The sequence below is a fragment of the Lacrimispora sphenoides genome, from assembly GCF_900105215.1.
GTDB classification, from domain to species: domain Bacteria; phylum Bacillota; class Clostridia; order Lachnospirales; family Lachnospiraceae; genus Lacrimispora; species Lacrimispora sphenoides_A.
The window spans coordinates 1937789-1958333 of the sequence record NZ_FOIP01000001.1 but is presented as its reverse complement, the minus strand read 5'-3'; the positions used below and the strand labels follow the sequence as shown (position 1 = coordinate 1958333).

The window sequence follows — 20545 nt, the reverse complement described above, 5'->3', positions numbered from 1 at the left end:
CTGCCTATCATTATAATGTAAAATCATAAAAAACACAAGAAAAGTTGAGCTTTCTAAATTCCTTTGCTGCCTAACCCGTTATTTTTCTTCTTTCGCTGCCTTTTAAAGCGGTACATTCTTTCATCTGCTATATTTAAAGCGGCTTCCGGAGACAGTTCCGCCCCCTCTTCAACATAAACCACTCCATAGCTGATGGACATCGGATAAACCTCCGCAAGTTCAGACAGCTTCTTATCGATCAGGTCCATCCTCTCCTCTGCCGTCTGTTCATCGCACCCCCTAAACAGCATGATAAACTCATCGCCTCCGAACCGGCATGTAATGTCTATATCCCGGGCAGAGTCCTTCAGCACTTGCGAAACAGACTTTATATATTCATCTCCATATAAATGCCCGTACAGGTCATTGATATTTTTAAGCCCGTCCATATCAATCATGCAAAGGGAAAAAGGAATGCCCTTTTGAATACAAGAGTCAATGGTACGCAGGCCGCTGCGCCGGTTATCCAGCCCGGTCAGTTCATCCTTATAGGCCATGACCTCTAAGAAGGCTTCATTTTCCCTCTGATATGTAACATCCGTCATGAGATGGACCACCGCTTTTTTCTCCTCCCATAACAAAGAATAGGACCTTACCTGGAAGGTCTTATTGCGGGAGCATTTGAATTCATACCGCAATTCCTGTTCCAGGCCGGTATGGGACTTTAAGCGGGCCATTAAGGGACAATCTTCTCCCCCGCAGGCAAATTGCCTTGTTCCGGGGTCATAAAACCTCTTTCTGGCTGAATCATTGGTATATAATACCGTCCCGTTCTCTTCTTCTATAACAACAACCCATTCCTTCAGACTGTCCATAATGAATATCAGCAGCCTATTAAACCTTTTGATCTTATCTGCCTGCTCTTTCAACTCATTTTCCCTTATTTCCAGCTGGACTACCATTTCATTAAATGCCTGGGAAAAATCCCCCATGAAATTCACCCGCTGCTTATAATCTCCCTTGATCACCTGTTCGGTCTGCCACTCCAGATGCTTTAAAGCAGCATGAAGCTGTTTTAATTCACCTGCCTGAAAATTGTGGCGATCAGGCAGAGGAACATTTAAGTTCCCTTCCGCCAGGTTCTTAAGAAGCTCATTGGATTCCATAAGACAGTGAGAAAGATAGAAAACTGCCTGCTCCAGATCTGAATATACCTGTGCCTTCTCCTCCAGCTCCCCGAAAACCGGCTTATTTAAAATGATATTGCGAATCTGCTCCAAAAGTACAGACGCATCTTTTTCTGTCATCCACTACACCTTCGCCTGTTGATCGACATTAGCCTCAAATCTGCATACACGTGCTCCGCTGGCCCAGCAATCAACCTCTTTTACAAGATAATCCTTTCCCGTGTATTCCTTTAAAACGCCGGAAAGAAATCCTTCGTCATAATTACACACTTGATCTCCCGTTACAGGGAGTCCGGAACAATCCAGGTCTTCCCCAACAGTCAGGACCACATCTCCAGTGTGGGGATCAAACTTTTCAATTCGTAGAATGCCTATCTTATGTACCTCCAGGCTGTTTTGCAGGGACGCCAGAAAGTCATTGAGAGGAAGAGTTAAATCAAGCATATGTAAAGCAAATTCTCTTCCGGAAAGCTCTCCTGCCTTTCGGAAAAGCTCTTTTGCCATATCTTCACTGAATCTCCGTGATAATTCGCTTCTTAAGGAATACTGGAACAGCCGGTACATCATGACTGGCATCCCTTCCCCCAGATTCCTTCTCCCTTCTGCTATATTCCCTATCATACTCCAGGAAAAATCCTTCTCTTCTCCTATATGAAAAACATTGAACATATGCCTCCCCCCATATCTTTGTCTGCATAGCCCGATTGCTTCGCCTTAAGGCATCTGCAAAATGATAAAGTCAACCATAATACATTATAATAAAAATTTTGACATATTTCAACAAAAAAAATGGTAACATGGTTTTTTTGTAACCGAAATAATCAGGTAACAAAATAATATAAGGAGAAGTCATCTTGAAAAGTTGTGCCGGTCCATGTTAAAATAAAGGAATATCCAATGAAAGCAGGAAAGAGGGTGATGATATGAGGATACAGGAATCTGCAGAAAATTATCTGGAAACGATCCTGATGCTTAAGAAGCGCAACGGCTATGTGCGCTCCATAGACATTGCCGAAGAACTGGACTTTTCCAAACCAAGCGTCAGCGTGGCAATGAAAAATCTCCGGGAAAACGGGTACATCGGGATAGACGAAAACGGTCACATCACATTGCAGGAAAAAGGTCTTGAAATCGCAGAAAAGATATACGAACGCCACACCTTGCTTTCGGAGTGGCTGATTGCCCTTGGGGTGACTCCTAAGACCGCACTGGAGGATGCCTGCCGGGTCGAGCACGTAATAAGCGCGGAAAGCTTTGCAGCCATTAAAGCTCACGTGAATGGTGAAGGAGAAGTATAAAAAAGAAAGCAAAAAGAGCAGTCAGGCCAAAATAAGCCGGCTGCTCTTTCTATGATTGGAGGATCGTTACATCCATTCCTTATATCGTTGAATATATACCTTTTTCATCATCTGCACGGCTGCAAGATAGCCGATCAGAATCAAAGCAAGCCATGGAACAAACTGTACCGGCAGGCGGTACATATCAAGGCCTACGGAAAGATCTGTAAATCCAATGACCAGTGCAAGGACCGCAATAATAAATGTTGAAAGGAACAGGGGCATGGAAGGCCTGCTTTGCACAAAGGGCAGTTTCTCAGTACGGATCAGGTGGATGACCAGTACCTGTGATATGGTTCCGAATACAAACCAGCCGCAATGAAAGAGCGGGGAAAGCTCCACTTTATTGGCGCCAATAACCCACCATATAACGGCATAGCACAAGATATCAAAAATTGAGCTAAGAGGACCAAAAAAGGTCATAAAGGATTTGATGGACTTAGTTTCCCATTTATGGGGCTTTTTTAGATATTCCTTATCCACATCATCAAAGGGTATGCCCATCTGGGAAAAATCGCACAGCAGGTTCTGAGTCAATATCTGCACCGGCAGCATAGGAAGAAACGGCAGGAGCAGACTGGCAGCGATAACGGATATCATGTTTCCGAAATTGCCGCTTGCCGCCATCTTAATGTATTTGATGATATTTCCAAACGTGCGGCGTCCTTCTATGACGCCTTCCTCCAAGACCATCAGATCCTTTTCCAGAAGAATGATATCGGCGGTTTCCTTGGCAATATCCACGGCGCTGTCAATGGAAATCCCCACATCGGCCTGGTGCAGGGGCGGCGCATCATTAATGCCGTCTCCCATATACCCTACCGTATGGCCTGCACTCTGGAATGCTTTTACTACCCGTTCCTTCTGGGAGGGTGATAACTTTGCAAATAAATTACATATGCCTACTGCATGTAAAAGCTCTTTGTCATTCATCCGCTCCACATCCCGGCCTGTCATCATGTTGGAGGCATCAACGCCCACTTTGCTGCATACCTTTGCTGCCACGCCCTCGCTGTCTCCGGTGAGGACGACCGTTCTCACCCCATGGTCGTAAAGGGCGGCAATTGCGGTGCCTGCACTCTCCTTTGGCGGGTCAAGAAAGCCGATAAAGCCTATTAAAACCATATCCTGCTCATCGTCCACGCTGAATACCCCTATGCCAGGAACCTCGTTCTTCTGGGCAACAGCAATGATCCGAAGACCATCGTTATTATACTTTTCATAGGTCGCCAAGGCGATGCGCCGGGTTTCCTCATCCATTGGCAAAACGCTCCCGTTCATCTCCACAAAGGATGAGATCTCCAGGATTTCTTCCACCGCTCCCTTTGTGATCAGCTGGAGTTTTCCCTTTTGGTCGGTCAAAACCACGCTCATCCGGCGCCGCGTAAAATCAAAAGGAATTTCATCAATGCGGCTGTAAGAACTTAAAACAGACTCCAGTCCGTTCTGCTCTGCACGGTTTATGATCGCCAGATCAATAAGGTTCTTAAGGCCAGTTTGATAATAGCTGTTTAAGTAAGCATGACGCAGGATCCTGGTATCCACATCCCCTTTTAGATTCATGTATCTTTCCAGAACCACCTTATCTTCGGTAAGGGTTCCTGTCTTATCGGTGCAGAGCACATCCATCTCCCCAAAGGTCTGTATCGCTCCAAGAGTGCGGACGATCACTTTATGCCTGGACATGGAAACCGCTCCCTTTGCCAGGGTGGAGGTCATAATCATGGGCAGCATTTCCGGCGTTAGTCCTACTGCGATACTGATGGCAAAAAGAAGGGCCCCGGCCCAGTCTCCTTTTGCAATGCCGTTAATTAAAAATACCACCGGGATCATGACCAGCATCCTTCTGACCAGAAGCCCGCTGACAGATTCCACCCCCCGTTCAAAGCTGGTCTTGGCTCTGTCACCTGACAGAGATTGAGCCATGGAACCGAAATACGTGTTATTACCGGTCTCCAAAACCACTGCTGTGGCGCTTCCGCTTACCACATTAGAGCCCATAAAGCCGATATTTTTTAAATCCGTCAAAGCATCACCGGGATTATTGTCCCCATCTGCGAATTTCTCCACAGGAGCAGACTCACCAGTGAGAGCCGCCTGAGCCAAAAAGGTGTCTTTGGTGGTCAGGAAACGCACATCTGCCGGAAGCATGTGACCTGCCGAAAGCTTTACGATGTCTCCCGGGACCACTTCATCCATGGGGATCTCAGTAAGTTTTCCGTCTCTCCACACATCTGCTTTGTTGGAAATCATCTCCGAAAGCTTTTCCGCAGCGGCACTAGATCGCTGACTCTGGACAAAGGCAATCAGACTTGAGACAATCACCAGAAAAATGATGATGGAAACAGTAAGATAATCAGGCCTTGAGGAAGCAATGACATCTGTAAAATAATTAACAGCCGCAATGACAAGTAAAATCACGTTAAAGGGATTAATAACTGCCTCTCTAAGCCTGTGGAGCGTTGTATCTTTATTTCCTGCCGTGATTACATTTGCTCCGAATTCATTCTGCCTTTCTAAGGCCTCCTCATTGGAAAGGCCTGTTATTGAGGCAGAAAGGGATGACAGGAGATTTTTTTTCTCAAGAAACGCATATGCTCTGAGCTTTTTTTCCGTGTCGTTTCTGTTTTTCTGGATCTGAGTGCTGATTATTTTCTTTCTCATGAATTTCATTGGAATCATCCTTTCTTTATTATGATTCCCCAATGAAAATAAAATAGCAATAAAAAAAGCCGTCCCAATAGACGGCGTTAAAAGCACAAGCTAAGGAAGCCCATTTGTTTCAACAACAATGGACGGGCGCATGCTTAAAGCGCCGGTATATTGGTTTTTATTTTCATACCGGGGGTTGAAGCCGCATATCGGACTTCGAGGATTGCCATCCATTGTTTCACTTCCTTTTCATAATCTTATTTCTTAATTTCAGTTTATCTGATGTTAGAGGAAAAGTCAACCATACTTGCCAATATCTGCCGATGCAGATGCATCTAAAGATTTTATAACTATTATCTGGTAATATTTGGATTATATGCCATTATTAGAAACGTCATATAATAATTATATGATAAGCAAAGGAGTATTGTACTATGCCGCGAAGAGGAGAAAATATTTACAAACGCAAGGACGGCCGCTGGGAAGGCAGGAGTTTAAAATCTGATGGAACGTATCGGTATTTCTACTCCCGAACCTACAAAGGCGTAAAAGAAAAGATGAAAAATCACCAGGAAATCCAGGAATCCGTTGGAGAGAAACCTTCCTGGAATGGAGGCGATGTCTGCTGCTTATTTGAGGCATGGCTGGAGGATGCCGCCATTCGGGTAAAGCCCTCCACTTATGAAAGCTATTACCGATGCATGAATAAATATGTCATTCCTTTTTTTGAAGAGGAAAAGAATCGGAAAATTACAGAAGATTCTGTCCTTTGTTTTGTAAAAACCATAAGAGAAAATACCTGTCTGGCAGATTCATCGAAAAAGAAAAATCTTACCATCTTTAAAATAGCTTTAAAAGAAATCTTAAAGGGGGCGCCAGATGGTTTTTCCATAATTGAACAGGTTAAAGTCCCGAAACCGGAGGACAAGGAGGTTAAAGTCTTTTCCTTAAAAGAGCAGAGGCTCATAGAAAATGCGGCACTGAATTCCAAAGACAAGCGTGCAGCAGGGATCATCCTGTCATTTTATACAGGCATCCGCCTTGGAGAATTGTGTTCCCTTAGATGGGGAGATATTGATACGGAGGCCGGCACCCTGTCCATTGCAAGGACCGTATCCAGAATCAAACGTTTTGAAGAGGGTGAAAACAAAACATCTCTGCAGGTAGGTGCTCCGAAAAGCCGCAAATCTTTAAGAAAAATTCCCCTGCCGGATTTTCTGTTAAAAATGTCAGAGGAGCAGGGATTTTCTCATGCAAGCCCGGACCATTATATTTTTTCTGAAGGGGATAATCCCTTAGATCCCCGCTGCTTTCAAAAGCTTTATAAGAAACTATTAAAAGAAGCTCACGTGCAGGACCGAAAGTTTCATGCCATCCGCCATACCTTTGCCACCCGGGCCCTTGAGCTGGGGGTGGATGTGAAAACCATCAGCGAGCTATTGGGCCATTCCAGCGTGTCCATCACCCTTAATGTGTATTCCCATTCCCTTATGGAACAAAAAAAGGCGGCCATTGAAAAGTTTAACCATATGTATCTTTTAAATATGGAAACTGCCGCCGCCCTGCCTGATCCTGCCCCAACTATAAAAAACAATACATAAGCCATTACTTTAGCAGCCAGGCTGCTCCCCAGAGATCCTGGCCATCACCAGAGAATAAAGCTTTTCCATGGTTTTCCAGTTCCGTACCGTTGCCGGTCCACCAGCGAGGGATAGATTGGCGGCAAGTTTGGAATTGCGGATGCTGTGACGAAGCAGGAGATAAATATCCCTGCCCTGCATCCGGTAATCATCAAGCTCCCCTGCAAAGGACTTTAATCGTTCCGTTTCTGCCTCCTTCGGCGCCTGATGAAAAAGACAGATATAAAAGCTCTCTCCTTCTGAATTTAGAGCCTCCGCTTCCTTCCTTTCACTCTCCTTATAAGGACAGTTTCTTATCAGTTGTTCCAACTGGCCGGAGGTTCTTAAAATCACGCTCACGGAAAAACCGAACCTTTCCCTGATTTTATTCTCAAGTTCCTCCTTTAGTTCCTCTTCCCCATCCTCTGTCTCAAATATAACATTGCCGCTTTGAATATAAGTCTCTACCCGGGTCAGGCCCGCCTCTTCCAGCAGCTGCCTTAACTCAGCCATTTTTATCTTGTTCTTTCCGCCCACATTAATTCCCCGGAGCAGTGCGGTATAAATGGTCATCATGCAGTCTTCCCCTTTCCCCGTCTTATTTTCTATAAAATAATATTGGCCTGATTCCGCCCTTCTGACTTTGACTTATAAAGGGCCTCATCCGCCCGATTTAATGCATCATGAAAATCTTCATCTCCTTCCTTAAAGAAGGAAAAGCCGATGGATACGGTGATCCCTATCTCCTCATGGTGATCCAGGATTTTTAAAGAAGAAACGGAAGTCAAAAACTTGTTTCCAAAATCCAGTACATGCTTCTCTTCCATGCCATAAAGAATGATGATAAATTCATCTCCGCCCCAGCGGATGATCTTGTCCGTGCTTCTTAAGATCCCTTTCATTACATTAACAAATTCCGCCAAAGCCATATCCCCTGTGGAATGGCCGTATCTATCATTGATCCCTTTAAAATGATCTACATCGCACATCATAATTCCGGGGCTTAAGCCTGTCCGTTTAAATTCCTTAAAAGCATTGGTCAAATCATTGGTCCCGCTTCTCCTGCTCCCCGCCTTTGTAAGAGCATCCTGGTTAAGCTCAGATTCCATTGCCTTTTTCGCATGGCGGTAATATATCTTTTCCAATAAGGAAACAGAAAACAGGCTGACGATTAATATAACAATGAGCAGTAAAACCAAAAGAAGGGTAATCCTGGATACCAGCTCTTTGCTTTCCTTATTCGTCTGGTCAACATAGGGCTGAAGATCATCAAGATACACTCCCATGGCAACCACCCAGTTATAATCCTTATATAGCTTGGCATAAGCCAGCTTCCTGGATATCTTATCACTGCCTGGTTCCTTGAAATAGTAAGAGAAAAACAGCTCTCCATCCGTATTAATTCCCTGAAGCTCGGTCAAATATGGATGATTTCCTGCGATATCAGTCATATCCGTCGAAAGATAGATTCCTTCTGTTTCCGACATATTGGGATGGATCCTTCGGATGGCATAATTTTTACCTCCCTGATAATTCTGTATCTCATTAACCCAGATGTAGGAATTTCCGTCAAATTTAGAATTCCTGATCACATTGGCAATGTCCGCCTGAACAAGCTCATCCACGTAGTTCTTGGTGATCCCAAAGAGGAAGGAATAATCTCCGTGAATGAAAACCCGGTAAGAGGATAAACCGGAGGTATTGGCCTTAAGAGTATCCTTCCAGGTGGTTCCTGCCAGATTTCCCGGGTCATAAGTTACTTTATTTGCCGCATTATCCCATACGAACACGGTCAGAAATTTATAATCCGGATTATCCCGAAAAAAACCGATAAAGAAATCATTGAATTCAGAGTCCGGAAGATCCTTTTTCATATTAATGATATCAGATGTTCTGGATATAAAGGATTCCATGTGTGACGATTTAGCCGCCCGCCCTAATTCAATTTCAGAAATCAGGTTATTGACCGTATCCTTTAGAAAATCTTTCTTAATGTTATAGATTGCTTCTTCTGACTTTTCAATATAAATATCGCCGACCTTGGCAATAGAAAATAAATAAAAGCAAACCATGACAGCGCAGATAATGCTGATAATTGTGGATAGAAATATTGCGTATTTACGCCTGATAACGCATTCCTCCTTTTTTTGGAATGTATACTTTTGCATATCATGTAAGCACTTTTCATTTACTCATCCACATATTCCAGAAAAATCCTGTTATTAAATCCGCCCCTGTCTTTCGCCTTTTTTCCCCGCTCTGCCTCCAGTTCCGCCTTTGTATATCCTCTTGCACTGCAAAGAGAATATAACACTTCCAGCACATCTGCCATCTCTTCCAGGCTCTTATCTTCTAAATATTCCTTTACCTCTTCGTTAAGCTTTTCTTCCAGCTTCATCATATATTCTTCATCAGACAGAATACGGCATACCGTCCTTTTACCTTTTTCTTCAATTATTTCAGGTATCCTGTCCCTGACTAACTTATCGTACCTTTTAATGGAAAATCCCTTCTTTCCAGTTAATCAATTTAACGGTCCAATGCTTTTCGAAAGATACACTTTAAAAACAGTATATCACATTCATAAAAAAATGTCGCTTGTTCCCGGCAATAATCACTGGTAAAATTCATGAACTTTTCTTTACGGCCCCTGGTTCCACGCTGTGAGCAAAGATTATTGCTTCTTAGTACATATAGAGTAATATTTTACAGCATAAGCATATAATATTAATTAATTCACATGCTATTTAGGGGATTTATATGAATGATACCACTTCAGGCAGGAGAGGAACCATCAGCCAGGTCGGGAGCATCCTGCGCATTGAAAACGCACTTGTAGAGGATGTTTTTACTTCCAACAGCAGAACTGGTTATGTCCTGGTTTCCTACGCAGCTCCCGGCCGAAATGAAATGATCAATATTGAACTCTTGCAATTGAACGTTGATTGGGACACAATCTTAATCAATCAATTTGGCGACTCTATCAGCCTGTGCACTATCAGGAAGGGGATGTGGATAAATGCCGAATTCTCCGCTGCCATGACAAGGAGCATTCCCCCTCAAACAAAGGCTTTCCGGATCGTAGCTTTCGTGCAAATGCCTGCTTACCGCACAACGACAGACTGGATCGTTTCCGTAGATGTTGCAAATGGCTTCCTCGTTACCGGCAATCCCGATGATGAGATGGACCAGATGAGATTTGTTGTCTCCCGCGCTACAGAAATCCTGGATCAGAATAATAATCCTATTCGATTCAGCTCCCTTCAGCCTGGACAGCTGGTGAGGGTCGAGCATGCCAACTTCCAGACTGCCAGCATACCTCCACAGTCCACAGCTTATCGCATTCAACTGGTTTAAACTTGCTGAGATAGAAAAAACCGCTTATTATCTTCACAGGTATAATAAGCGGTTTTATAATTTCAATCAGGAATTAATAATCAAATATCTCCTTATCCTCCAGAGAATGAACATTTCCGGCAGGAGAATGGGCCATTGTCATGGAATACAATGCAGATTCCATTGTCTTTGCTGCTCTGCCTATTATAATTGCGATCAATTCCTACTGGTTCCCCACAGACCGGACCGTACCCTTTTGTCAAAGTACTTTACCATGCCTATCTCCGGCTCATTCTTTATAATCGCCTCTTTTTTCTACCACGTTATAACCAATGGAGGCAACACGGTTTCTCAGACAGACATTACATTCTGCAGCTTCCTCTCCGGTACAGATCTTGTTGTCATATAATTCATATTTCTTCCGGACGCCAATGGGTGATAAATTAGGCATCAGAACATTGGCTCCTGACAGGATCCCTTTTTCCCTTCCCTTGGGGTCAAGGGTCCCTAGTGCTGTGGTGGAAGGCAGTAGTGCATTTGGCAGCATCAACCTTAAGATCCCTATGAGAAACAGGGTGAGATCAACACTTCCTGCAGGAAAATCGGCAAAGGGGGTGTCCTTATGAGGAATAAAAGGCCCAATGCCCACCATCTGTGGGGACAGTTCTTTTATAAACTCCAAATCTTCAGCCAGACACTTGGCGGTCTGGTAGGGGGAACCTACCATGAATCCAGTTCCCACCTGATAGCCGATCTTTTTTAAATCCCTTAAGCATTCCTTCCGGTTTTCTAAGGACAGAGAGTCCGGATGAAGGCGGGAATAATGTTCCTCATCCGCTGTTTCATGGCGGAGGAGATAGCGGTTTGCTCCCGCTTCATAATATTTCAAATACTGGTCATAGGTTTTTTCCCCTATGGAAAGGGTGATGGCACAATCCGGATATTCCTCCCGGATGGTTTTAACAATATCCACCATGACCTCATCTGTAAATGCAGGGTCTTCTCCACCCTGAAGCACAAAGGTCCGAAAGCCGAGTCCATACCCGGACTCGCAGCAGGAAAGGATCTCTTCCTTGCTTAACCGGTACCGGCTGGCATTTTTATTGCCTCTTCTTATACCGCAGTAATAGCAGTCATTTTTGCAGTAATTCGTAAATTCAATCAGTCCCCTGATATAAACTTCCTTCTCATAATGATCCTGACTGTAGGTCCTTGCCAGGGAAAATAAATATTCACTGTCTTCTTTATTATAATTTTCCAGCAGGTAGATGAACTCGTCCTTATCCAGGTTATGAGTTTCATACAGCTTATCAATTAAATGCTTCATTTTCTTTCTCCTTGCTCTGTAGTGTCCGCTGCTGCCTGGTTTTTCCGTTCATTACCCCAGAGTTTCTATAAGCTGTACTCTCATACCATTAGGATCTTTTATAAAGGCAAACCTCACATGGGGATTTGGCTGCACCGGCTCTCCTAAAAGAACCACGCCTTTTTCCTTTGCCAGAGAAAGGGTCTGATCAAGGGATTTCACTTCAAACCCCCAGCTGATATCATCTCCCACATGAATTTCCCTGTCCCCGCCGCATATCAATTCAATTTGTGTTTCCCCATCGCCTAAAAATGCAATTTCAGTACCAGGACCGGCGGGGAATCTTCTGGTCACCCTCAGACCGATGATCTCCTCATAAAATTTGATTGATTCTTCTAAATTCCTGACGTTTAAAGTGCTCCAGCAAAACTTCATAATAATTCCTCCTGTTTTAATCATTTTATCGTATTTTATATTAGCCTGTGCAAAAAGGTTATCTGCGCTTAATCATACCAGAATGACATGTTTATTCTATCATTTTCTATATAATAGTTAAAGACAATTTTAAAACATTTTTTTCCGTTTGATTCCAATCTTCATGTAAGTAGCCAAAAGTATGATTTTATCAAAAAAAGTCCCGATTACATAAGATTTGTAATACTTTAATCTATTATAATATGAATATAGAATCCAGGAAACTTTTTATGGAACGAAATTCTTAACAGGAGGAACCCCTTATGAAATACGAAAGCAACAAAGTCTGCGATAGTAATTACTTCCATTGGGAAGATAGCGCCTTCCACGTATATGGAGAGCGGGATCGTGAAGTAATTGCACTGTTGGCCAACCGTTTTATCGGGCACAACCCCCAGGCGCCTTATCAGTACCGGCTGGATTTCACATCCGGCATTACCTGCAATACAAAAGGCTGGTATCAATTCGATTTCGGCAGCCGCTTTCCCCAGGCCGCCGTTGGAGAGGTCTGCTATGGAGCAGGAGATTTATACAGCCACAGCCAAACTGTCTCCCAGTTTCAGATCCAATGCTGCGGACCGACTGTTTTATGGGTAAATGGAGAAAAAGTGTTTCACTCACTCCCCCCTCAGGAAGGCTTGAAATCCTGCTGCACATGTTCCATTCCCCTTGAAACAGGCCTTAACCATTTTCTTTTGGAAACCGAAAAAACGGAGATCGGTTTCGGCCTCTCTCTCCGCCATGCACAGCCTCAATGGCAGCCTTCCCATTTTACGGTGCCTTTGGCCGAAAGAAAGGGACAGGCAGGTTTTGTCTATTGCCCTCCCATTGGCCGGGAGACAGCGGATACCTCTGCTCTGATTGACGGTACTTTTGAGGGGCTTTTCTGGTTTCCAAGGCAGGAGTATGAATCGCCTGTCTCCTCCTGCCCGTTATCCCGTATTTTCGGTCTGGACAGTCAGGGAACTGCTGCTGCTAAAAGCAGTTTCTTCCATGGGGATTCCGGCAAGGTCATGATCAAAGGCAGCTCCAGTCAGCCGCTTAGAGTCTATATCAACGGGGGTCTATACTTAGAATGGCTGGAAGGGGCTTTTGAAAAGGAAATCTCACTGCCCAGAGGAAGATATGAGGTAATACTAATTTGCAAAAAGAAAGCAGGTCACGATACAGGTCTGTCAGTTGAATTTCAGGTTGCCGGCGGTACCCTTCCTCTTAGCACCGGGGTAAAAGGATATGAGGGTGAATGGATCTATACCGGTCTTTTTGAAGAGGAAATTCCACCCATCAGCCATTTGACAGGCATGGATAGAGTGTATTCCGGAGCAAATGGCACCTGCTACTGGCAGGCAGACCTGCCGGATTCCTTTGTGAGGATATTCGCGGAGCAGGAATTATACGGAAAATGGACCTATCCCTGCGGCGTGACCCTTTACGGCATGTTAAAAGCAGGGGAATATCTCAATCGTCCGGACTGGCTGGAATATGTACAGGAGTATGCCCGGATGACAGCGGCGGCGTATGATTATTCCATTTATGATAAATCGGTATTCGGATATCCGGGAGTGAACACCCAGCTTTGCTGGCTGACCGAGTTGGATGACTGCGGCTCCTTTGGCTCCTTTTTGCTGGAAGCCAACCGGCGGTGTCCTTCAAAAGAAGCCCATGCCCTGGCGGATGTGATTGCTGATTTTATGAAAAACCGCCAGCGAAGGGAAAAGGATCAGGTGTTCTCAAGAAACGACAACACCATGTGGATCGATGATATGTACATGAGCATCCCATTTTTATGCCGTTACTACCAGTTAAGTGAAAAAGAGGAATACTTAACAGAAGCTTGCCGCCAGGCGAAGCTATTCAAGCAGTACTTCTTTATGCCGGGTCAGAATCTGATGTCCCATATTGTGGATCTGGAGTATAAGAAAATGAATAAAATCCCCTGGAGCCGGGGAAACGGCTGGGTGGTGCTGGCATTATCAGAGTTGCTTCTGGTTCTTCCTGAAGATCACCCGGACTATAAGGCTGTGGCCGGATTCTTCCATGAGATGGCGGAAGGCATTTTGCGGGTGCAGGATGTAAACGGCCTGTGGCATCAGATCCTGGACGACCCTTCCACCTATGAAGAGGCTTCCTCCACTTCCATGTTCATCTGTGCTCTTTCCCGGGGAATCCGCCTGGGGATTTTAAGCCCGGAGCTGTGCCGGGAAAGCGTTTTATCCATACAGCGGGCATGGAGAGGAATGAAGCAAAGGGTAATCAACCGGAAGGGCGATCTTTACGGTGTCTGCCAGGGTTCCGGCTGTTCCTTCAGCCGCTCTTATTACCAGCAGCTTGGATGGCGTTTCAACGACCCTCATGGAATTGGAATCGCTATTTTGGCGGGAGTCGAAAAGCTAATGCTTGACGATTTTCTCCGACATAACCATATCTCTGAATAAATAATATATGCTCCCCTTATGGCAGACAGCTTTTCCAATTAAACGGTCTGCCATAAGGGGAGCATGTTACATCACAGACTATGCCCTCTGATGTTCTTTATCCGTTAGCCCCTACAGTTACCAGTAATTCTGGACCAATTTTATCTTAAATACCCAGACGTTCGGTTACAATCCTTTTCTCTGTAAAATGCTGGCCCACCAGCTTAATCACACCCTTTGCTGCTGTACTGCTGAGTCAGGGAATCCCTTACTGCCACCTGTCTGAAAAAAGTCTACCATTGTTAAAATCTTAACGTCTCTGTCAGCATCCTTTTCCTCGATAAGCATGCTGTTTGAAATGTTTTTCAGCAGTTCCACCACCAAGGAAATACCTTTTATCTTTACAGGAACAGCCGTGATCATAAAAACATTGTTATTTTTATATTCCATTTTAAAGAAAGTGTCATCCTCTTTAAAGGCTCTCATGGAAATACAGTTATCACATAAATGACCTCTTTCCCAGTAATCATGACATATGGTATCTGACGTTAAACATTCATTACCTCTGACTTCAATCACCCTCTTTTTCAAGGGGTCTACAATCCGCATGACATCATATGTCTTTTCAAAAACTTTTATTTTATCCATGAGAGCTTCGTATTCCTGCATTTCTGAAACCTCCTGGCTCTTTCTGTTGTACCTAAATATAGTCTCTGCTCCAGCTGCAGAAAGTGAATAGACACGGATCGCATTGCGAACCCTTTTTGCCTCATACAGGGCGTGGTCGGCATGAATAAAAAGCCTTACCGTATCAACCTGGTCCGATATTGCCGCAAGCCCAAAGCTGGCCGTCAGCATCAGCTTGGGATAATCCGCAAAAATCAGACGATTCACCCTGGTCTTGATCTCACTGCATATGGATTCCGCTTCTTCCATGCTTTTATCATGGAACAATAAGCAGAACTCATCGCCTCCGTAACGAAAGGCAGTCATATCTTCATGAAATTCTTTTAAGATTTTAGCAAATTCTATCAGGCAGCGGTCTCCCACGTGATGTCCCCATGTATCATTTATATTTTTAAATTTGTCAATATCTACTATAGCAAGAATATAGCTCTGATCAGATGCTTTATCTTCCACATATTTCATTCTATCCCGGAATGCCTTCCGGTTGTATATTCCGGTCATTTCATCCATATTGACGCTCTTCTGTAAAAGCTGCCGTTCTATCTCCTTTTGTATGGCAGCGCTGTTTTTTCTGCGTTCAAACCGGATCACAGCCATACAGGCAATGGAAAAAGCAATCAATACGAAAAGTGATATCAAAAAATCCCCCAATCGGTGAGTATTTTCAAAAATACTGATCTTATCTGTATCCCATTTCAAGAAAAGCTCGGAAATCATAATGGAAACAATGCTCATTAGAGCCGCAGCCCAGGTTACGCGATAGTCCGCATAGATTGCAGTCAGCATGATGGCGATTGCAAAAATATAGTAAGTAGCTGTGAATGTGTTGTGCACTGTAAAAAGAACAAAACCGATCCCCACAAAGATAAGTGAAACCGAATAAATTTTATGTTTCCGGGAAAAACGTTTTGATTTCATGATCAGTGTTTCGATAGCAATACAAATGAAGTTTATTCCACTGGGAATGATTAAAAATTTCATAAAATATCTGTATACCGTTGTTGACAGCATATCCGAATTAACCAGAATCACTCCCATTGCAATCTCAACCAATAAAGAAAAAATAACCAGGACAACGGAGGTCTTATAATGAAGCTTAAGCCAGCTTTCATCGATCTTTGAATACTCTTCCTGTACTGCCCTGATGTACATGTCATTTAAGTTTTCTTTATCTGTATGAAACTCAAAACTTTCAAATCCCATATCCCACCTCCAGGTATCATGTATGTTATATTAAAAAATTTAAAATTCAACCTGCTTCATCTTTGTATAGCTACTGCATACTGCTGATATTTTTAAATACGTTAAAATGTCCCGCCTTAGTACTTAATCGTCCCTTATCTTTAGACATCAATCTATGAACTTTTTCCATTTTAATATTTTATAGGATAAATCCATTTTTTCCTATCATGTTCTGTCATATTTTACACTTTTCTGCAAATCCGACAATTAACTATAGCAGCTCCCGGCCACATTCTGCCTCCCCTGTATGATCTGAATATCTGCCGTTGCCGACTCGTCATAAGAAAGGAAAAGGGGCCTTCCGGCCCCATAAACCTGTGTTAATCAGGCTTTCGTTTTCAGTTTGTATCTGACCACACCGGCCGTTTCATTAGTAATCTTTGTTCCGCCTTCCACATTTTTGAAACCACTTTTCAATACTTTTTGCATCACCAGGCTTTGCAAAATAATACCCCTGGATATAATCGCATCCCATCTCCTTAAGAATCTCTCTTTGTTCCGCCGATTCCACTCCTTCACAAACCACCTTTAAGTTCAGGCCATGGGCCAGCTCAGTGATGCTTTTTATCACCCGATGCTCTGTCTCGCTTTCAAGAGCTCTTCTTAAAAATGACTTGTCAATTTTCAATATATCAATAGGGAGAACCGTTAAATAATTAAGAGAGGAATACCCTGTACCAAAGTCATCCAGCGCAATGCTGACCCCAAGGGACCGCAATTTTTTAAGGATTTCGATATTGTCCTGGGAAAGCTCCAGGAGGACACTTTCCGTGATTTCCAGCTCCAGCTGGTTTACCGGAAACTGTGTCTCTTTCAGAATCCCCTCAACCAGATCATAGAAATTCTCATTACGCAGCTGATGTACAGAGATATTTACGGACAGTCTTCCGATTTTACAGCCGCTGTCAATCCATGATTTTCCCTGTTTACATGCATTTTTTAATATCCAGCTACCAAGAGGAATAATTAGTCCTGTATATTCGGCAACCCCTATGAACTCAAAAGGCAGGATCATACCCAGTTCTTCCGAATTAAGCCTTGCCAGAGCCTCCACTCCTCTTATTTCATCATTTGATAAATCCTGCTGCAGCTGATAATAAATGAGAAGATTATCTTTTGCTAAGGCTTCCCTGATACATGCCTCCACATCGGATTTTCTGATAATTTCATCATGCATCTGTGCATCGTAAATGCAGTACTGGTTTTTTCCGCTTTCCTTGGCCTTGTTAAGAGCCGTATCGGCGTTCCGAAGCACATTATTTGCTGTCTGGCCGGCTTCAAGACCATGGACAACACCTATGCTGACAGATAAATAAACGGACTTTTCCATCAGCACAAAGGGAGAGTCAAAGATGCTAAGAATGTTCTGGCAAATCATTTCCACCTCTTTGACGTCCTGATGATTCCTGATGAGAATTAAAAACTCATCCCCGCCGAACCTTGCTACCATATTTTCCTGCCCCAGTATCTGTGTCAGCCGGTTACCTACCTGCTTAAGCAGCTGGTCGCAGAAATCAAGTCCAAGTAAATCATTATGGATCTTGAAATTATCCAGATCAATCATAAGGATGGAATATCTGCATAGCCCCTCTCCAATGCATCTTAATGTGTCCTCAAGGGTACCCATAAACTGCACCTTATTAGGCAATCCTGTCAGCATATCATAAAATGCCATGTATTCCATCTTCGATTCTCTATGCTTCCGTTCTTCAATATTGGACACTGCACCTGCAAGCTTACCAGGAAGGCCTTCACCGTCAAAATAAACCTTTCCCTTATTTAAGACCCAGGTATAGCTGCCATCCTTATTTTTAATACGGTATTCCCGGTGAAACTCCCGGGACTCTCCCTTTAAACAAGAGTCAAATTCAGCCAGCACTGCCTGATAATCCTCCTGATGAATGGTTTCTTCCTGTAATATCCCCCGGAGTCCATGTCCTTTCGGGGCATTTCCGGTAATATCGATCCATTTATCGGAAGTAATGATCTCATCGGTTATGAGATTCCATTCCCAGAGCGCATCATTCGCACTGTCAAGAGCCAGGGTGTAGCTTTCCTTCAGCCTTTCCAGTTCCTTGTGAAGGTTGGCAAGATGCTGGATGTTTTCATCCTTTTTAAAGAGACCCATCTGCACATAGATGAGTACTCCCATAAGGAACAGCACCAGCACCGAGATAAACCCTATGACCGCTCCGTTGGTATTGATACTGTTTCCTTCCTTTGACAGTTTCAATGTCCAGTAAGTATCCATGACCGGTATCTGGACTATGTAGGAATTTCTGTCCATCCAGGGGGAATCCCCCCAGATGAGCCCTCCTTTATTATTATAGATACTGATGTGGTAGGTATTTGGTACCGCCTCTCTGATCACCCTGTCCATATAGGTATTGAAGTTAAAAACCACAACAAAAAATCCGTTAAACTGATCGTTCTTATAAAGAGGATACCGTATGACCAGCCCCAGCAAATTCTGAGTCCCCTTCAGGATAAAGGGATCATTGACCGTTATAATCCTGTTTTTAATCGATTTTTCAAGGGATTCCTCCACCTCCGGACGTCCAAGCAAGGAGGCGCCTATGGTATAATCATAGGCATCAGGATATACCATATCTGTGATCGTATCCTTATCTTTATGCTGGATATAAAGGATGTCCGGGTTTTTCTCCATATATTTGGATGACAAAATATTAAATTTATGCTTATCGATTTCATCATCAATGTCATAATTATAAGCAAGGGAGGTTAATACGCCCTCTGTTATGGCAATATGCTGCTGAACAGAATAGGATACAGATTGTCCAATGCTTGAAAGAACATAATTGTCTTCTGACTTCTGGGAACGCAAAAGAACGAAAACAATCGTCATGAAAATGATAAGCATAATGACCGTCTGTACGGCTATATATCTGGAATACTTATTTCTCATTACTGCCACCTCGGTACTGGTTTGTTTCTCCATAACCAGTTATTTCATTGATTGTCTTTAATTAGTTGTGTACTTTAAATTATTAAAATACAATTTACCATTGTAGTATACAAAAATAATCTGCCATGAATAAAGAATACAGCAGATTATCTTTTTCCACATAATCAATTATGTAGTATATTTAAGCTTAGACTTTCCGAAAAACAGTACTGTTGATTGACCTTTTTTTGCATCCATTTTCCTTTCCAATTGTCCCATTTTTACCAGCTCATTTTCACTTAAAGTATTCCGTCATAATATCTTAATTCCCTATAATTTACCATAAAAACCGACATATTTCAACAAATAGTAACATGTCAAGCATTAAAATGCATATTTATGTTATATCAGTAACACATCTTTTATCTCCACTTGTTATACAAAAAGGGCTTAGTTTACTGGTTATAGATACCTCCAATAAACTAAGCCCCTTGATCTCTGAATTCTATTTATTAACCATATATATGGCGTCGCTATCCGGCAGATTACATACAACTGCTCTTTACTGACGTACTTGGAGTTTTTCCACTCCATAACCTCCGGCTGGTATTCATGCTTGTTCCTTCAAATTTTCAAATAACCCTCCATGATAGCAATAATAGCGGTCTGCATCCAGAGATATCAGTTTATGAAGGGAAGCTTTGGCCGCCTCAATATCCAGGGTATACTGCGGATTTGCAATGACCAGTTGATTGCCCTCAATAACTGCGGCATCTCCTGTAATAACGGAACTGCTTTCCTTTAGATATAAGGAAATATGTCCAGGCATATGCCCCGGAGTCTCTATGATCTCACAGCCGCCGGCCCAGTCAAAATGTTCCCCGTCCTTAACCTCTATGTCAACGGAAACAGGTTTGACTCTTCTTAAGGATTCACAGAATTGAATTCCAAAAGGCTTTTGTTCTTCCGGCATTACATTCAACATTTCTTCCGCCTGTAACAAGCGCAGCGATTTTTTCTCACCGGAGATATACCCGCTTTCCGTGCGACCTGCCACAACCTTAATATCAGGATATTTTTCCTTTATTTCAAATAGAGCTCCCATGTGGTCGTCGTCATGGTGAGTGATCAATACCTTTGTTAAGGAACCAGGATTAATCCCCTTTGATTTCATCTCTTCCTCTAATAAAGGCAGGAAACCGGGATATCCGCAGTCCACTAGAACAACATCATTAGCGCTTAATAATAAAACTGGATGAAATGTCCGGATTTCATTCTGATATTGAAAATTTATATCTAACATAATTATTTGATTCATTTTACTTTTCCTCACAAAATTTTCTAGCGGATTGCAGACTGGTAATGATTATATAACTTATTGCCTCCGTAATTCTTCCGTACGTTATT

At 43.1% G+C, this 20545-nt stretch carries 15 protein-coding genes; 4 read left to right on the top strand and 11 right to left on the bottom strand.

Annotated elements, in window-relative coordinates:
- Window positions 1-53: 53 nt before the first annotated feature.
- Both BMW45_RS08995 and BMW45_RS08990 read right to left on the bottom strand, forming a co-directional pair.
- Entirely contained in the window at window positions 54-1286 is a 1233-nt protein-coding gene (locus BMW45_RS08995; RefSeq protein WP_092242453.1) for a sensor domain-containing diguanylate cyclase, read from the bottom strand.
- A gap of 3 nt (window positions 1287-1289) precedes the next feature.
- Entirely contained in the window at window positions 1290-1835 is a 546-nt protein-coding gene (locus BMW45_RS08990; RefSeq protein WP_092242450.1) for a V4R domain-containing protein, read from the bottom strand.
- Between the two features lie 254 nt (window positions 1836-2089).
- Between BMW45_RS08990 and BMW45_RS08985 the strand changes: the two genes are divergently transcribed.
- Entirely contained in the window at window positions 2090-2464 is a 375-nt protein-coding gene (locus BMW45_RS08985; protein ID WP_025230170.1) for a metal-dependent transcriptional regulator, read from the top strand.
- Window positions 2465-2530: 66 nt separating this feature from the next.
- On the opposite strand, the gene mgtA is transcribed toward BMW45_RS08985, so the two are convergent.
- Complete coding sequence (gene mgtA, locus BMW45_RS08980) at window positions 2531-5176, bottom strand: magnesium-translocating P-type ATPase (RefSeq protein WP_242882964.1); 2646 nt, start codon at window positions 5174-5176, stop codon at window positions 2531-2533.
- A 413-nt stretch (window positions 5177-5589) separates the two neighbouring features.
- Here mgtA and BMW45_RS08975 point away from each other — a divergent pair, with 413 nt between their 5' ends.
- A complete protein-coding gene (locus BMW45_RS08975; protein ID WP_092242439.1) occupies window positions 5590-6756 on the top strand; it encodes a tyrosine-type recombinase/integrase in 1167 nt (388 codons plus the stop codon).
- A 9-nt stretch (window positions 6757-6765) separates the two neighbouring features.
- On the opposite strand, the gene BMW45_RS08970 is transcribed toward BMW45_RS08975, so the two are convergent.
- From BMW45_RS08970 to BMW45_RS08960, 3 genes are read right to left on the bottom strand one after another with little or no spacing between them, the layout of a single operon-like run.
- Window positions 6766-7350, bottom strand: coding sequence for a DUF1697 domain-containing protein (locus BMW45_RS08970; RefSeq protein WP_330390718.1), 585 nt, complete (start codon window positions 7348-7350; stop codon window positions 6766-6768).
- Window positions 7351-7379: 29 nt separating this feature from the next.
- Window positions 7380-8942: a sensor domain-containing diguanylate cyclase gene (locus tag BMW45_RS08965; RefSeq protein ID WP_092242436.1), complete on the bottom strand. Its 1563-nt coding sequence runs from the start codon at window positions 8940-8942 to the stop codon at window positions 7380-7382.
- Between the two features lie 20 nt (window positions 8943-8962).
- Window positions 8963-9175: a nucleoside triphosphate pyrophosphohydrolase gene (locus BMW45_RS08960; RefSeq protein ID WP_330390717.1), complete on the bottom strand. Its 213-nt coding sequence runs from the start codon at window positions 9173-9175 to the stop codon at window positions 8963-8965.
- A gap of 359 nt (window positions 9176-9534) precedes the next feature.
- Between BMW45_RS08960 and BMW45_RS08955 the strand changes: the two genes are divergently transcribed.
- Window positions 9535-10131, top strand: coding sequence for a hypothetical protein (locus BMW45_RS08955; RefSeq protein WP_092242431.1), 597 nt, complete (start codon window positions 9535-9537; stop codon window positions 10129-10131).
- Window positions 10132-10399: 268 nt separating this feature from the next.
- On the opposite strand, the gene hydE is transcribed toward BMW45_RS08955, so the two are convergent.
- Window positions 10400-11437: a [FeFe] hydrogenase H-cluster radical SAM maturase HydE gene (hydE, locus tag BMW45_RS08950; RefSeq protein ID WP_092242428.1), complete on the bottom strand. Its 1038-nt coding sequence runs from the start codon at window positions 11435-11437 to the stop codon at window positions 10400-10402.
- Between the two features lie 51 nt (window positions 11438-11488).
- Window positions 11489-11851 (bottom strand): VOC family protein, encoded by a 363-nt coding sequence (locus BMW45_RS08945; protein WP_092242424.1) that lies wholly within the window; start codon window positions 11849-11851, stop codon window positions 11489-11491.
- 302 nt (window positions 11852-12153) lie between these two features.
- On the opposite strand from BMW45_RS08945, the gene BMW45_RS08940 reads away from it, so the two are divergent.
- On the top strand, window positions 12154-14325 hold the full coding sequence (locus tag BMW45_RS08940; protein WP_092242421.1) for a glycoside hydrolase family 88/105 protein: 2172 nt from the start codon (window positions 12154-12156) through the stop codon (window positions 14323-14325).
- Window positions 14326-14532: 207 nt separating this feature from the next.
- Here the strand turns inward: BMW45_RS08940 and BMW45_RS08935 are convergent, their stop codons facing one another.
- The 3 genes from BMW45_RS08935 to BMW45_RS08925 all read right to left on the bottom strand — a co-directional run bounded on the left by BMW45_RS08935 (window position 14533) and on the right by BMW45_RS08925 (window position 20456).
- On the bottom strand, window positions 14533-16194 hold the full coding sequence (locus tag BMW45_RS08935; protein WP_242882962.1) for a GGDEF domain-containing protein: 1662 nt from the start codon (window positions 16192-16194) through the stop codon (window positions 14533-14535).
- A 409-nt stretch (window positions 16195-16603) separates the two neighbouring features.
- Window positions 16604-19159, bottom strand: coding sequence for a bifunctional diguanylate cyclase/phosphodiesterase (locus BMW45_RS08930; RefSeq protein ID WP_166433307.1), 2556 nt, complete (start codon window positions 19157-19159; stop codon window positions 16604-16606).
- Window positions 19160-19748: 589 nt separating this feature from the next.
- Window positions 19749-20456, bottom strand: coding sequence for an MBL fold metallo-hydrolase (locus BMW45_RS08925; protein WP_092242415.1), 708 nt, complete (start codon window positions 20454-20456; stop codon window positions 19749-19751).
- Window positions 20457-20545: the final 89 nt, after the last annotated feature.

Coding starts and splice junctions, on each gene's coding strand:
- BMW45_RS08990 (WP_092242450.1), bottom strand. CDS start 1,835: ATGTTCAATGTTTTTCATATAGGAGAAGAGAAGGATTTTTCCTGGAGT.
- BMW45_RS08940 (WP_092242421.1), top strand. CDS start 12,154: ATGAAATACGAAAGCAACAAAGTCTGCGATAGTAATTACTTCCATTGG.
- BMW45_RS08960 (WP_330390717.1), bottom strand. CDS start 9,175: ATGATGAAGCTGGAAGAAAAGCTTAACGAAGAGGTAAAGGAATATTTA.
- hydE (WP_092242428.1), bottom strand. CDS start 11,437: ATGAAGCATTTAATTGATAAGCTGTATGAAACTCATAACCTGGATAAG.
- mgtA (WP_242882964.1), bottom strand. CDS start 5,176: ATGAAATTCATGAGAAAGAAAATAATCAGCACTCAGATCCAGAAAAAC.
- BMW45_RS08995 (WP_092242453.1), bottom strand. CDS start 1,286: ATGACAGAAAAAGATGCGTCTGTACTTTTGGAGCAGATTCGCAATATC.
- BMW45_RS08985 (WP_025230170.1), top strand. CDS start 2,090: ATGAGGATACAGGAATCTGCAGAAAATTATCTGGAAACGATCCTGATG.
- BMW45_RS08930 (WP_166433307.1), bottom strand. CDS start 19,159: ATGAGAAATAAGTATTCCAGATATATAGCCGTACAGACGGTCATTATG.
- BMW45_RS08975 (WP_092242439.1), top strand. CDS start 5,590: ATGCCGCGAAGAGGAGAAAATATTTACAAACGCAAGGACGGCCGCTGG.
- BMW45_RS08935 (WP_242882962.1), bottom strand. CDS start 16,194: ATGGGATTTGAAAGTTTTGAGTTTCATACAGATAAAGAAAACTTAAAT.
- BMW45_RS08955 (WP_092242431.1), top strand. CDS start 9,535: ATGAATGATACCACTTCAGGCAGGAGAGGAACCATCAGCCAGGTCGGG.
- BMW45_RS08965 (WP_092242436.1), bottom strand. CDS start 8,942: ATGCAAAAGTATACATTCCAAAAAAAGGAGGAATGCGTTATCAGGCGT.
- BMW45_RS08925 (WP_092242415.1), bottom strand. CDS start 20,456: ATGAATCAAATAATTATGTTAGATATAAATTTTCAATATCAGAATGAA.
- BMW45_RS08945 (WP_092242424.1), bottom strand. CDS start 11,851: ATGAAGTTTTGCTGGAGCACTTTAAACGTCAGGAATTTAGAAGAATCA.
- BMW45_RS08970 (WP_330390718.1), bottom strand. CDS start 7,350: ATGATGACCATTTATACCGCACTGCTCCGGGGAATTAATGTGGGCGGA.